Here is a 13666-nt window from a genome sequence, read left to right as displayed (position 1 = left end):
GCGGAATCACCATTTGCCGCATAGATTTCACTATAGAACAGCCAGCACCATCCGACGCGTTCCGCGCAGGATTTTTTGGAAGATTGCGTAGCTGTTGTAAGCGGCTGTTGCCGGACGGGCGCAAAATGCTTGTTGACCCTTGCGGGTATCATCGGATATTCCTCTATCTGTTTTCCTTGGATCACCAGCTATGTTCAGGTGGCTTGCCGGCAAAGGCGCCAGCCGACGGCGCGTAATGCGCGAACTTTCCCTTATCTCGCCCCGGGCCTGGAGGCGGGCGGTTGACGGCCTGCCTTTTCTGGCGGGCCTTTCGGCGCAGCAGGACGAAGCCTTGCGCGCACGCGCCGCGTGGCTGCTGGCCAGCAAGACATTCAGCGGTGCGCATGGGTTTGAAATAACCGACGACATCCGGCTTGCCGTCGCCATCCAGGCGGCCTTGCCCATCATGGAGCTCGATCCCTCGCTGTACGAAGGCTGGGTGGAAATCGTGGTGTATCCGGGCGGCTTTTTGATTCCGCGCAGCGAGGTTCACGAAGACGGAGTGGTGCACGAATACCTGCTCGAGGCTTCGGGCGAGGCCTGGGAGGGTGGTCCGATAATCCTGTCGTGGGAAGACAGCGAGCCGGGTGGACGCCATGCCGTGAACGTGGTCATCCACGAGTTCGCGCACAAGCTGGATCTGTATGGCGGCGCCGCCGACGGCATGCCAAGCCTGCACGACCACGCGGATATCCGCCCCGCAATCTGGATGCGTGTGCTCGACGCCGCCTTCGACGATTTCAATACCGCCCTCGATGCCGTCGAAGACGCCATTCCGCGCCACATCGATCCCGAGTCCGAAGCCGCCGCGCCATGGTACGACAGCCTCCCTCTGGATCCCTATGCGGCCATGGATACGGCGGAGTTCTTCGCGGTCAGTTCCGAGGCTTTCTTTGTGGATCCCGAGCCTTTGGCGCAGGCGTTGCCCGATTGGTACGGGCTGTTGCGGCAATATTATCGCCAGGATCCGCTGGAGCGGCTGACGGGGCAAAGCCTGCGGGTCGCCGGCGATTTTCCGTGATTTACCGGCATCAGGAGAAACCATGTTGTCGAATCTGTTCAAGGCCCTGCCGCTAGACGGTACTCAGGAATCCTTCGACGATCTGCTCGATGTGCCGGGTCTGCGCATCGAGCGCATCGTATCGCATGGCCAGGCCAGTCCGTGTGATTTCTGGTACGAGCAGGACTGGGACGAATGGGTGATCGTGCTGCGTGGCGAGGCTGCGCTGCAAATGGCTGGCCATGACGAGTTGTTGCGGCTGAGGGTGGGCGAGCATTGCTGGTTGCCCGCGGGATGCAGGCATCGCGTGGCCTTTACCTCGAACGAGGAACCCACGGTCTGGCTGGCTGTTCATCGCCGGTAAACCCGCCGGTCATGCGCCACGACGGTGATACAATCGCTTCCCAAACAGTACACTAGGGGAAGGGTTCCGGTTCTTTCACGACGATTGGGCGCAACAGCCTCGTCCTGGTTTCCGATTGCTCCGTGTTTTATTGTGTACCCCTGTTCCAGCATTCGGAAGGTTGACTGTGACGCGCGATACTTCTACACCATGCCCATGGGAGCACATCGAACTCGATGGCTCCAACCTTACCGTCGAAGATTTCCTGTCCGTGCACATTGTGCGGATTGCCGCGCACTTGAAGCGCTTTCCCGGCGTCTACGCCCGGGGCGCAGGGCTTACCCTGCCGCAGTGGCGGTTGCTGTCCACGGTGGCGCATCATAAATCCATACCGCTGAAACAATTGGCCGAGGTCGCGGCCACCGATAAAGCCCTGGTCAGCCGCACCGTCAAAGAGCTTGCCCAGAAGGGGCTGGTCAACACCGCGTCCATGAAAAGCGGCGACCGATCGCTGGCCTGCAACATTACGGCGAAGGGTTCTAAGCTGGTGGATGCGGCAATGCCGCTAGCGCGCATGCATCATGCGCGTCTGCTGTTGTCGCTCGACAAAGAGGATCGCGTGCGGCTATACGACATTCTGCAAAAATTGCAGGCGGTTTGCTCCGACGAGGATTGAATCCGCTTACTCATAGAGCCATAGAGGGTATGAGCGCGGCCAACCATAAAGATAATATATGGCTGCGCGTGCCCAGAACATATTGGATACATGCTTAACCAGCATGTTATAAAACAAAGCAGAGACTGGCGTATCAGCGGCATATCTCACAGGCATGCTCGCTTCCAAAATAAATATCAGAATTATCGTGGCTGGGGTTTGAATAGCCTCGTGGTGTTTTCTACCGACCCATAAACCTGGCACTCGATGCTGGAGGAGACTTTGATATGAACAAGACCTGGAGGCAAACTCTGTTGGCGGGCGCCGGCGCACTCACCATTGCGTTTGCAATGGTTTCACCGTCTCTGGGCGCCGCCAAGGAACTGACGCATATAACGGTATCGGTGGCGCAAGCGAACGATATCAACGGAATGCCCTGGAAAGTGGCGCAAGCCAAGGGTTTTTTCGAACGCGAGGGAATCGTGCTCGACAAAGTGCTGCCGGCGGAAGGTGGCGGAACCACTTTGCATAATGTCATTGCGGGGGATCTTCCATTCGGGCAGGTGGCCACTTCCGCCCTGGTCAACGCCTACATGAAAGGCGCGCCGATCAAGGTCATTTCGGGCGCGTCGGAGGTTCCATTTGAAATCGGCTGGGCGGTCATGAAGGACTCTCCCATCAAGACCGTCAAGGATCTCGACGGCAAGACCTGGGGGTTCACGAACGCAGGGTCGGTCACCGAGGCTATGAGCTATCTGGTGCCCAAACATGCCGGCCTCAACATGGAAACCACCAAGCGGGTCGCGACGGGCGGGGTCGGAGCGGGGATCGCCCTGTTGCAAAGCGGGGCGGTCGACGTCACGTTCATTCCGCCCCTTACGGAAAAAGAGCACACGAAGGATCTCAGGGTTGTCGTCCGGGGCAACGAATTCGTGCCGTATTACGAATTGACGATGATCGTGAGCAGCCGTCGCTATGCGGAAAAGCATCCAGAGGTGGCGCGGGGCTTGCTGCGAGCCCTGCAGAGCGCGATAGACTGGATGAAGGCCAATCCCTCGGAGGCCGGTGAAATGTACGCGGCCAGCCTCAATGTGAATCCGCAAATCGGGAAGGAGCTGATTCAGAAGTTCAACGATCTGAACGTGCTTTCGCTGGCCTTCAATCCAAAATCCCTGGCGGGTGTCGCGGAAGGCCTGCGCTATACGGACAAGATCGAGCATGTGGACTGGAAAGGCCTGCTCACGGATGCTTATTTGCCAGAGAAGTACAAAGGCAAGATTCCCGATTGAACGCTTCAGCGCTATCTATTTTAGGCCGTATGTCCTAATTGAAATCGAGGCGAGTCATATATGGGTGTCCTGGTTGAATTGCAAGACGTTGGTCAGGTATACGGAGAGGTGGTGGCGCTGGACAACACTACCACCCGCTTCGAGCCCGGCAGTTTCACGACTATCGTGGGGCCGAGCGGGTGTGGAAAGTCCACGCTTCTGGATATCGTTGCCGGGTTGAACCGGATCAACGATGGAAGGGTTCTGGTCGACGGGCAGCTTCTTTCCGCGCCTCGCAGGGAAACCGGTATCATCTTCCAGGAAGCCGCTTTGCTGCCGTGGCGCACCGTGCTCGAAAACGCCGCCTTCGCCCTCGAAGCCCGCAAGGTTCCGGAGGCCGAGCGGCAGGCGGTGGCGGCCGATGTTTTGCGCCGTGTCGGCCTTTCGGAGTTCGGCGGGCATTATCCCCATCAGTTGTCCGGCGGCATGCGCCAGCGTACCGCCATCGCCCGTGTCCTGAGCACCGCGCCCGATCTCGTCCTGGCGGACGAGCCCTTTGGGGCGCTGGACGAGCAAACCCGCGTGGTGCTTGGCTTCGAGCTTCTGAAGATGGTGCGCCATGTCAAGGCAACCGTCATTTTCGTCACGCACAGCATCCAGGAAGCGGTTTTGCTGTCCGACCGCATTCTTGTAATGAGCGCGCGGCCTGGCCGCATCATTCTCGATGCGCCGGTCGATCTGCCTGCGGAAAGAGATCCATCGGTGCTCGGCTTGAAAGAGGCGGCGCGCCTGACCGAACAGGTCTGGGGCCTGCTCCGCACCGAGGCTGAAGATGCCCTGGCCAGGCAAGGGGCCGCTCTGTGACACGCGCATCGGTCGCGGCGGCGTGCACTGATCGGCGCCTTGGGCTTGGTCCCAGGGCCTGGATGCTTCTTGGCGTGGCGCTCATTCTTGCCGTGCTCGAGATCGGGCCCAGGACGGGGCTGATCGACTCCTTCACCTTGCCGCCGCTAAGCCTTATTCTGATCCGTGCCGGGCAATTGCTTGTCGATGAAGCTTTCTGGCTGCACCATCTGGGCCCCAGTCTCCTGGCTATCCTGCTTGCGTTCGTGTTCGCGTCCGTGTGCGGCATCGTCATCGGCCTTATCCTCTGGCGCGTCCCGTTGTTGCGGCGAGTGTTCGATCCATGGCTCTCTATCTACTACGCCATACCGACTTTCGCGCTGTATCCGCTGCTTGTGGTCGTCGCCGGCATCGGCCTGGTTCCCGTGGTTCTGCTGGGCGCCTTGCTGGGCATCGTGTCGGTCATCACGTCCACGCTCGATGGGCTCGACTCCATTCCGCGGATCACCATCAAGCTGGCACGGGCACTGCAGCTCTCGACCACCGATTATGTTTTCAAGATACTCATTCCATCGACCCTCAATCAGATTGTCGTGGGGCTCAGGCTGGCGCTGTCGTTCTGCATCATCGGCGTCATGGCCAGCGAGTTCATCCTTTCCACATACGGGCTGGGCCATTTCATTTCCTATGCCTACGACCATTTCTCGTTGAACGACATGTATGCGGGGATTGTCATCGTGCTGGTTTTTGCCTTGGGCGTGAATGCTTTGTTCGGCTTGTTGTTGCGTGGACGAAGCAAAAGGATGTCGCTATGACCAAAATGGCTTTGTCGGCATCGGACGAGGCTTGCGGCGCGGTGAAGCGCGCCGGCACGGCCGTGCCCGGGATCCTGGCTCGAGCGCTGAACGAAGTGCTGGTGGTGCTGGCATTACCGGCGTTCGTGGTCGTGATCTGGGCGATCGCGGCCGCCATCCTGAATAACGTGGTCTTTCCCGGCCCCCTGGAGGCGATCCAGGGCCTTATCCTGGATCTGGGGCGCGAAGCCTATCGCCAGAGCATTCTCACCACAGTCAGGCTGTTGTTGCTGAGCTGGGCCATTTCGGTGATTGCGGGCGCTCTGATCGGCTTTGGCCTGGGCCTGTCCTCATTCTGGTCGCGGGTCTTCGCCACGCCGATGTTCGCGTTCTATTGCGTGCCGCTCGTCACCCTGTATCCGGTATTCATTATTTTTTTCGGGATCGGCGAACAGGTTCGAGTGATCTTTGCCATTGCTCATGCGCTGCCTCCGATGGCGCTGCTGGTTATGGGCGCGACCGTCGACATGGATAAAAACCTGCTCAGGCTGGCGGATGCGCTGACTTTGCCGTGGCACGCAAAACTTGCGAAGATCATTATTCCGGCGCTTGTCCCGGCTCTGGTCAGCGGTGCGCGGATTGCCTTGGGCCTGACGATGATCGGTCTCATTCTGGCGGGCATGGTGTCGGCGACGAGCGGACTCGGCCACGAGCTGGTGAACAACATCGCGAATGCGCGGCTCGCGCGGATCACCGGCCAAGTCATATTCATCATCATTCTTGCTGTCATTCCCGGCCTGTGCCTGAGGTGGCTGGAACAGCGGGTGTCGCGCCATCGCTGAGGCCATGCCGAGCGCGCCGGGCCGCAGAAATCCGGTCTTCAGGCCGGAGTCCTGTACAACGAGCAGAGTGTTTTCAGCTTCCGCATTGCTGGTCAAGGAGCAAGCAAATGAGTGAAATGGTTCATGCCGACACAGAGTTTTTCCGCGAGCGAGGATTCGGATTGAAACTCGGATTTGGCGTTCGCCCGGGTTTGATCGTTGTGGACATCATCCGGGCATTTACCAACCCCGACATGCCGCTGGGTTCGAATATGGACGACGAGATCGTTGCCACGAACCGGCTCATCGATGCCAGCCGGGAGGCGAGCGTGCCGATCTTCTTCACCACGACCGCTTACGATGATGCCTCGTTGAAGGATGGCGGCGTATGGGTGCTGAAGCAGAAGGGCGCCGCCACGCTGCGCAGCGGCACTGCCGCGGTCGAGCTCGACCCGCGCCTGCGCCATCTGCCGGGAGATTCGATACTGGTCAAGAAATACGCCTCGTGCTTTTTCGGCACCGATCTGCTGTCCCGTCTGGTTTCCAATGGCTGCGATACGCTGCTGATCGCGGGATGCACTACCAGTGGTTGCGTGCGCGGTACGGCGGTCGATGCGGTGCAGAACGGGTTCCGGCCCGTCGTCGTTGCGGAAGCGGTCGGCGACCGCTCGGAAGCCGCGCACAAACAGAGCTTGTTCGACCTGCAGGCGAAATACTGCGATGTGGTGACATTGGCTGAAGCGCTGGATTACCTGAAGACCCTTCGGGCCTACCCGTCCTGATGCGCCGCGGACGCTGCCCGCCATCGAGAGCTTTATGAACTCGCATAATTTGACGCTAAGAAAGCTTCAGTGCTTTGTGAAGACTGTCGAGCTGGGCAGCATCACGCAGGCGGCGGAATCCTTATGCATTGCGCAACCGGCCTTGAGCCTCAATATAAAGCAGCTGGAAGACTGCCTGGGCGTGGCGCTGTTGACTCGCCATGCGCGCGGGGTGGACGTTACGCCGGCCGGAGAGCTTCTGTATTCCAGAATAAGCTCCTTGTTCGAGCTGCTCGACATCACCATCAAGGATGTTTCCAGCCTGGGCCATTCCGAAAGATTTTTTTCGCTTGGCATGCCGTCCAGTCTGGTGCTGCTCGTGGGCACCGAGGCCGTCGTTTCGGCCAAGAAGAATCTTCCCCGTTTTTCGTTTTCCCTCAGAGAGGATCCGAGCTTCGTTCTGGTTGACGCGGTCGAGAACCGTGAGCTCGATGTCGCGCTGGCTTATGGCGCGAGCGAGCGGCCTGGCGTATGCCTGACCCCGATGGTGCAGGAAGACGTTCTGTTTGTCACTCATCCCAGCATGCAATGCGGGCAGGATGCAATTTCTCTCGACGAGGCTCTGGGTTTCAATTTTGTGTTTGGCGGGCGCCGGGATGTTGGCCGATGCCTGATGGAGCGGCTCGCCCACGAACGCGGGCGAGCCTTGAACATTGTCTATGAGATGAGATCCATCGCCGGAATCCGCGAGATCGTACTGCGTGGCATGGCGGCCTCGGTCATGCCTTATGGTGCCGTTGCCGGCGAACTCGGCGATGGCAGGCTGACCGCCCGCAGGATAGTGGATCCTTGCGTGACACAGACCATGAGCATCGTCCGGTCCACCAGGAGCATGGAGGTATTCGCGGGATTCGAGCCCGCCGTCATGGATTATCTGTCGGCGTTGGCCGCCTTGATCGTCGAACGTCAGAAAGGGCTTGCCAGGCTTATTTCATAGAACGCCGCTCGGCCCGCTATTCCATTGACGCCCTATGTTGCCTCGCTGCTGCAGATGTGGCATGCCAAGTATGAGCATTGGAGACTGGAACAGGCTGGCATCGAACAGCCGACCGAATAGGCTCAAAAGCCGAGGCCGATAACTGTCGTTTGATAGCTGATACGTTACGCGATACAATAAGTCATGATAAAGACATTCCGGCACAAAGGATTGAAAGCGTTTTTTGAGCAAGGAACCGTTGCGGGCATTCAGCCCGTACATGCGCCGCGATTGGCCGCCATGCTGCGACGCCTGAACGAAACGACTGGTCCGCAAGGGATGAACTTGCCTGGTTGGAACTTGCATTCGCTAAAGGGCGACCTCAAAGGGCATTTTTCAGTGCAGATTAGTGGCAACTGGCGTATGACCTTTATGTTTGATAATGGCGACGCCGTGCTGGTCGATTATCAGGATTATCACTAGGAGAACACCATGCGTATGCATAACCCTCCGCATCCAGGGCTGACCTTGCGCGATGATGTATTGCCAGCGTTGGGGCTTTCTATTACGGATGCAGCAAAGCAATTAGGCGTGGCGCGCGTCACGTTATCCCGCGTCCTGAACGGCCATGCGGCCATATCGCCAGAAATGGCGCTACGCATTGAGGCATGGCTTGGGCTTGAGCGTGGCGGCGAAGCCCGCTTGTGGCTGGCGGAACAAACCGCCTACGACATGTGGCAGGCCGAACAAAAAATCAAGGCGGCACCGCTGCACGTTCAGCGAGCGCCGGCGTTGCATGACTTAACTGCCGCCTGATCGCAACCGTTTTACGCCAGCATCCAGCCCGGCGGCGCGAAAAACCGGATGTGTATTGGCGTTGGCCGCAAAAGTTTACATGGCGGCTACATGAAACCAAAAACAAAAACGCCAGCCCCCGAGAGGCTGGCGTAAGTGCTTGATTTAATTGGTGCCGATGAAAGGAGTCGAACCCTCGACCTTCTCATTACGAATGAGCTGCTCTACCAACTGAGCTACATCGGCGTTTAGCCTTTTGACTTCTTCAACCTTTTGGTTGCTTTTGGTTGATTCGCGCCTACTGCCCAAGCGCCATCGCAACGACGGCGCCTTGACGGGTAAGGGAAGCTTAAAAAAGCCGCTTAAAAGCTAAGCCAGCTATTATACATATTCTTGGCCGGCTGTGTGGCGGAAAGCGGCCCAGGAATCTTTTTCGCGCCGTCGCTGCGCCTCCGCCTGACGAGCGGGGGCAGTTTTGCCGCTTAAATAAAGCCTCGCTTGCGGGCGATTTCCTCGCGTTCCAATTGCGTAATGTAGCGCTGGACCATTGCGACGGTAGAGCCGTTGGCTTGAACGAAGGCGCAGCCGACACGCATGTAGCGGGGGTGGCCGGCCAGGCCCGGTTGCGGGGTAACGTGAGCCAGTTGCAGCGTGACGGTAATGGTTCCGACGCCGGGCAGGTCGATACTGCAGTCGGGGTAGATTTTGCCGACGACGTGATCGATATCCTGGTTGTTGTCGGCCAGGCAGACACCGCCGCCGCTGATGTCCTCGACGGAAATGGTAAATGGTTTTTTGCTGGAACCAGGCGAGATCGTGCATTGCACGGGGCTGGTCACGGGCACCATCATGCGGTAGTTGTCGCGGCGTTGCACATGCAATAGCTGCGAGGGAATGGGTAGCCGTATGGCGGTATATTTTTCGCTGTCGTAGGGGGCGGCTTGCTGGCCGAGGAACTGCACATGGCTAGTGCCCAGCGAGGCTTCCGTCAGTGCGCTTTGCGCGGCGAGGAAGTCTTCGCCGGCCACCTCGGATTCCGTTCGCTCCATGCTTAGAACCAGGGCGTTGTTGCGGGTGCTGACGTCGAGCAGGAAGGTGTGGGCAGTTTGAGACGTGGGCTCTATGTACGAGCGCAGTGTCGTGCCTCGGTTTCGAAGCGATTGCAGAACATCCAGGATATCGGGTGGCGAAGTCAGGATGTAGGGTTGCAGATTGTCTCGCTCCAGAAGGTACTCAGGCGTTTTCATGAATTACCCGCTCGTTAATTAATTATGTAAAATTCGTAACAATAACAGTAAAGAAAAACGGTGTACAGGGTGATGCTATGCAAGGCCGGGACGGTCCGCAGTCCGGCGTGGCGGCAGGTTTTCCACCGCCCATACCTTCATGGCCCCGTCTTTCGACAAGGCTTATGCAAATCCTTTTCGCTTGGCGATAAGCTCGCGCTCGAGTGAGCTGACGTAGCGCTGCACGGCGTTGGCCACCGCGCCGGGAGGGTTGACGAACGAGAAGCCAATGCGCTGGCGCGTCGCCCCCGTGGGCGTTTCGAATTGTTCGGTGTAGGCGACACAAAGATCGATGTTGATTTGGCCGACGTTGGGCAGATTGATGGCGCAATTCTTGTACGTTTGTCCCGGGACGGGAGTCAGTTGCTGGCTGTCGTCGAATGCGCCCAGGCCCGACGCGCTGATGTCGTCGAGTGTAAGGGAAACGTCTTTGTTGTCGTGTCGGATGCGGCATTGCACGGGATTGGCAATGGGCGTGTGGATGCGGAATGAGTTGCGACGCTGGATGCGAATGAGCTGGGCGGGGAAGTCGGCCCCGAGCGCCGGCTTGCCGTCTTGGGTTTCCTGGTGGATATTCGCGATGTTGAAGCGGACGTTTACGTTGTCGAGCGAGGCCTCGCACAGGGCTTCACCTGCGGTGATGAGACGCTGGTTCAGGCTTTCTTGAGGGGCGCTGTCCAGGACGATGGTTTTTTGATCGGGCAGGATTTCCAGCAGCGTGGTGATGAACGTGCTGTTCGGCCGTTGGGCGTGCGCGCGGATCAGGGTTTTGTTTTTTTCGATGGAGCGCAATATGGCCAGGATTTCCAGAGGCGAGGTGATGGCGTGGGGATCATCGACTTCGGCCGGGGATTGGGAAATGGCGGTATTCATATTGCGTAGCGGCACAAAGGGTCAAACAAGTGCGATTAAAAAGTTACACAATGATATACAAGATGGCGCGCATCGTCCATGGAGTTTTGCCCCAATGAGGCGCGCAAATCGAAAATAATTGACTAGTTACATGAATATGTCGGCAAAAGAACCATTCATGAACAATTTTGACGACTTTTTGTCTGGCGCTATTCCTCTGTCTGCGAACGGGCGTTCGGAAACAAATCCCAGACGGCGATGAACAGGGCGGCGATCAGCGGGCCGATGACGAAGCCGTTGAGGCCGAAGGTGGCCAGGCCGCCCAGCGTTGAAATCAGGACGACGTAGTCGGGCATCTTGGTGTCCTTGCCCACCAGCAGCGGGCGCAGAATATTGTCGACCAGCCCGATGACCAGGACGCCGAAAAGAATCAGCACCACCCCTTGCCACAACGGGCCTGCAACCAGGAAATAAATGGCTACGGGCAGCCAGATGATGGCCGAGCCGATGGCGGGCAGCAGTGACAGAAATGCCATCAGCACCCCCCACAGCAATGCGCCGTCGATGCCCAGGAACCAGAACATGATGCCGCCCAGCAGGCCTTGGGTGGCGGCGACGACGATGTTGCCCTTGAGCGTTGCCCGCACCACCGTCACGAACTTCTGCAGCAGCAGCAGCTTTTGTTCGGCGCCCAGTGGTATGGTGGCCATGATTTTGCGGCCCAGCGCCGAACCGTCGCGCAGCAGGAAAAACAGCAAGTACAGCATAATGCCGAAGCTGATGAGGAATTCGAAAGTGTTCTGGCCGATGTTGACGGCCTGGGTGGCCAGGAATTTGCTGCCTTGCATGGCGCCGGCCGACAGTTTTTCCTGGATGCTGAAGACATCGGCGAGCCCCAACTGGTCGAGGGTCTGGTGCACGGAGGGCGGCAGCGCGCCGACGATTTGCTCGAAATAAAGCCCCAGGTTCAATTGCCCGCTTTCCACGCGCTTATAGAGCGACGCGCCTTCCTTGACCAGGGAGCCGGTCAGCACGGTCACGGGCAAAATGACGATGAACAGGCAAAGCAGCAAGGTGAGCAGGGCGGCCAGATTGGGGCGGATCTTCATGGCGCAGGTCAGGCGCCTGTGCAGCGGAGCGAAACTGATGGCGAGGACGGTGCCCCAGAAGATGGCGCCGAAATAAGGCCGCAGCAGCCATGCGAAGGCCACGGAAACCAGAACCAGCAAGGTGACGAAACTACGGTAGTACGTGGTTTGACGATCGTTCATGTAAATTTCCGGGGGATTCGCGCCGCCGCGGCGGCAAGGTTCTTATTGGTGGGAAATGGCCTGCGGTGGCCCCGCGCCAGAATAGTAATTTAAAATTGGTGTCGGCCGGTATCCATAGTTTTCCAATAAATGATAATTGTGCCTGGCGCCAAGGCCGGCGAAGCCGGAATCACGAGACAGTTGACATGATAAACAAGATGGCGGGCATACAAGCTATTCCCGGTAAAGATAATGCGAATACTGCTCTGAAATGGCGGTTTTTTTTATTGTTGCTGGGCATGGTGCTGCTATGGACGGTGCTGTGCGGCATCAGCCATCGCGCGCCGGATCTGGATGGCATGGAAGAATTGGTCTGGGCGTCGAGCTTCGAGCTGGGCTACTACAAGCATCCGCCGTTCCCATCCTGGGTGCTGTACAGCCTGACCTTCGTGTTCGGCAAGCCGGTTTGGCTTACCTTTTTTGCCGGCCAGCTTTTTTCGGTCTTGGCGCTGTGGTTCGTGTGGTTGCTGGGATGCGAGTTCACGACACCGCGGCGGGCCCTGATGGCCACCCTGATGGTCTCCACCGTTGCGTATTTTTCCTTGCGCGGCACCATCTACAACCACAATACGGCGCAGCTTTGGTCCATTGCGGCGGCCACCTGGCTGTTCTACAAAGCCCTGCGTTACCAGAAGCCCGCATACTGGATCTGGCTGGGTGTGGTCGGGGCCCTGGCCACCATGACCAAATACAGCGCCATGATCCAGTTCGCGGTGTTCTTTTGCTTCATGTTGCGGCAGGGGCATTTGCGCCAGGGTCAAACGCTGAAAGGCCTGGCCTTTGCGCTGGTGGCGTATCTGCTTGTCCTGTCTCCTCATCTTTATTGGCTGGCCGACCATCATTTCGCTCCGCTGGTCTATGCCGACCGGTCCATCGACACCACCACTTCCCAGGGTGCCTTGAAAGACATGCTGGACTTCGTGCTGGATCAGTTCGGCCGATTGAGTCCCATGGTGGTGGTGTGGCTGGCATTGTGGTGCTGGACTGCCAAAGTGGCCCGCAAAGCCGCGGGCGGAGCGGGGCGGGGCAAGCTGGGTGTCGTGGCGCCGGATGGAACGGTACGTGCGGCTTCCGTCGGCGGGCATGCCGCACTGGCACGTAGTAGCGCCGCCGCGCAAAACACGCCCGGGTTTTCGTTCCGGCCCGTCGCCGCGGTCTATGCCCACGATCTTTCCGCCTACGACCGTTCCTTTCTGCTGTGGGTCGGCCTGGGGCCTTTTGCCCTGACAGTGCTGGTGTCGGCGTTGCTGGGTACGCGGCTGGAGGCCTCGTGGGCCACCACGTTCTTCATTCTGTATGGCTATTTCGCGTTGTGGTGGCTGTATGGCAGCGAGCGCCTCAACCTGCGGCGCACGATCATTCTGGTGATCGCCGTGCATGTGCTGATGGCGGTCGGCTATGCGGTGGCGCGCGGGCCTCTGGCTTATTATTCGGGGCGCACGGCCCGCTCCACCTTTCCGGGCGCGCTGATTTCCGCGCAAATGCAAAAGGTGTGGCGCCAGCATGTCCCGGGGCAGCCGCTGCGGCTTGTGGCGTCCGATACCTGGCTGGGCGGCAATATCGCGATCCATGCCGGTTCGGGCATGAAGGTGTTCATCGATGCCGATTATTTCGAATCCCCCTGGCTGGATCCGGCCACGGCCCTGGATTGCGGTGCGCTGGTGGCCTACAGCCGGACCACGCGGGGAGACCCTGCGCCCGCACTGTTCAAACTCTACGAAAGCGCGCCGTGGCATGGCAAGGCAAGCCTGCCCTGGTCGTCGCCCGGCAGCCGTGTCATCGAGATCGATTGGGCGGTCATTCCGCCGGGGCCGTCGTGCAAGGCGGCAAAACGCTAACGCACTCTTGAGTTGAACGCATGCGGCGCCGGCGCGGTTACAGGCTCGAGCGCCGATGCGCTGTCACGGCATGCACGTGATTTGC

15 protein-coding genes and 1 tRNA gene are annotated in these 13666 nt (G+C 58.9%); 12 read left to right on the top strand and 4 right to left on the bottom strand.

Going from position 1 to position 13666, the window contains the following annotated elements; all coding sequences use genetic code 11:
• The first annotated feature begins 190 nt into the window (after positions 1-190).
• From VNT00_RS16910 to VNT00_RS16860, 11 genes are all read left to right on the top strand, one after another.
• Positions 191-1060 carry a M90 family metallopeptidase gene (locus tag VNT00_RS16910; RefSeq protein ID WP_325589613.1) on the top strand — a complete coding sequence of 290 codons (870 nt, stop codon included), beginning with the start codon at positions 191-193 and terminating at the stop codon, positions 1058-1060.
• A gap of 22 nt (positions 1061-1082) precedes the next feature.
• Positions 1083-1403 carry a cupin domain-containing protein gene (locus VNT00_RS16905; RefSeq protein ID WP_325589612.1) on the top strand — a complete coding sequence of 107 codons (321 nt, stop codon included), beginning with the start codon at positions 1083-1085 and terminating at the stop codon, positions 1401-1403.
• Between the two features lie 166 nt (positions 1404-1569).
• Entirely contained in the window at positions 1570-2058 is a 489-nt protein-coding gene (locus VNT00_RS16900) for a MarR family winged helix-turn-helix transcriptional regulator (protein WP_325589610.1), read from the top strand.
• A gap of 266 nt (positions 2059-2324) precedes the next feature.
• Positions 2325-3326 (top strand): ABC transporter substrate-binding protein, encoded by a 1002-nt coding sequence (locus VNT00_RS16895; RefSeq protein ID WP_325589608.1) that lies wholly within the window; start codon positions 2325-2327, stop codon positions 3324-3326.
• Between the two features lie 60 nt (positions 3327-3386).
• Positions 3387-4169 carry an ABC transporter ATP-binding protein gene (locus tag VNT00_RS16890; RefSeq protein ID WP_325589606.1) on the top strand — a complete coding sequence of 261 codons (783 nt, stop codon included), beginning with the start codon at positions 3387-3389 and terminating at the stop codon, positions 4167-4169.
• Positions 4166-4963: an ABC transporter permease gene (locus VNT00_RS16885; protein ID WP_325589604.1), complete on the top strand. Its 798-nt coding sequence runs from the start codon at positions 4166-4168 to the stop codon at positions 4961-4963. The genes VNT00_RS16890 and VNT00_RS16885 overlap by 4 nt, the downstream gene beginning before the upstream one ends.
• On the top strand, positions 4960-5784 hold the full coding sequence (locus tag VNT00_RS16880) for an ABC transporter permease (RefSeq protein WP_325589602.1): 825 nt from the start codon (positions 4960-4962) through the stop codon (positions 5782-5784). The genes VNT00_RS16885 and VNT00_RS16880 overlap by 4 nt, the downstream gene beginning before the upstream one ends.
• A 107-nt stretch (positions 5785-5891) precedes the next feature.
• Positions 5892-6545 carry an isochorismatase family protein gene (locus VNT00_RS16875; protein WP_325589600.1) on the top strand — a complete coding sequence of 218 codons (654 nt, stop codon included), beginning with the start codon at positions 5892-5894 and terminating at the stop codon, positions 6543-6545.
• Between the two features lie 34 nt (positions 6546-6579).
• Complete coding sequence (locus VNT00_RS16870; RefSeq protein ID WP_325589598.1) at positions 6580-7521, top strand: LysR family transcriptional regulator; 942 nt, start codon at positions 6580-6582, stop codon at positions 7519-7521.
• 183 nt (positions 7522-7704) lie between these two features.
• The gene (locus VNT00_RS16865; RefSeq protein ID WP_325589596.1) at positions 7705-7983 is read left to right on the top strand and encodes a type II toxin-antitoxin system RelE/ParE family toxin; all 279 of its coding nucleotides are present in this window, start codon (positions 7705-7707) and stop codon (positions 7981-7983) included.
• 9 nt (positions 7984-7992) lie between these two features.
• Positions 7993-8316, top strand: coding sequence for a HigA family addiction module antitoxin (locus tag VNT00_RS16860; protein WP_325589594.1), 324 nt, complete (start codon positions 7993-7995; stop codon positions 8314-8316).
• 149 nt (positions 8317-8465) lie between these two features.
• On the opposite strand, the gene VNT00_RS16855 is transcribed toward VNT00_RS16860, so the two are convergent.
• The 4 genes from VNT00_RS16855 to VNT00_RS16840 all read right to left on the bottom strand — a co-directional run bounded on the left by VNT00_RS16855 (position 8466) and on the right by VNT00_RS16840 (position 11704).
• Positions 8466-8541: transfer RNA gene (locus VNT00_RS16855), tRNA-Thr, on the bottom strand.
• Positions 8542-8777: 236 nt separating this feature from the next.
• Positions 8778-9542, bottom strand: coding sequence for a flagellar brake protein (locus VNT00_RS16850; RefSeq protein WP_325589593.1), 765 nt, complete (start codon positions 9540-9542; stop codon positions 8778-8780).
• A gap of 162 nt (positions 9543-9704) precedes the next feature.
• The gene (locus tag VNT00_RS16845) at positions 9705-10454 is read right to left on the bottom strand and encodes a flagellar brake protein (protein WP_325589591.1); all 750 of its coding nucleotides are present in this window, start codon (positions 10452-10454) and stop codon (positions 9705-9707) included.
• A 188-nt stretch (positions 10455-10642) separates the two neighbouring features.
• Positions 10643-11704, bottom strand: coding sequence for an AI-2E family transporter (locus VNT00_RS16840; protein WP_325589589.1), 1062 nt, complete (start codon positions 11702-11704; stop codon positions 10643-10645).
• Between the two features lie 185 nt (positions 11705-11889).
• Between VNT00_RS16840 and VNT00_RS16835 the strand changes: the two genes are divergently transcribed.
• The gene (locus tag VNT00_RS16835) at positions 11890-13581 is read left to right on the top strand and encodes a glycosyltransferase family 39 protein (RefSeq protein WP_325589587.1); all 1692 of its coding nucleotides are present in this window, start codon (positions 11890-11892) and stop codon (positions 13579-13581) included.
• Positions 13582-13666 lie beyond the last annotated feature (85 nt).

The organism is Eoetvoesiella sp. (assembly GCF_035555955.1).
Taxonomy (GTDB): Bacteria; Pseudomonadota; Gammaproteobacteria; order Burkholderiales; family Burkholderiaceae_B; genus Eoetvoesia.
This window is presented reverse-complemented; position numbering and strand designations above follow the sequence as displayed.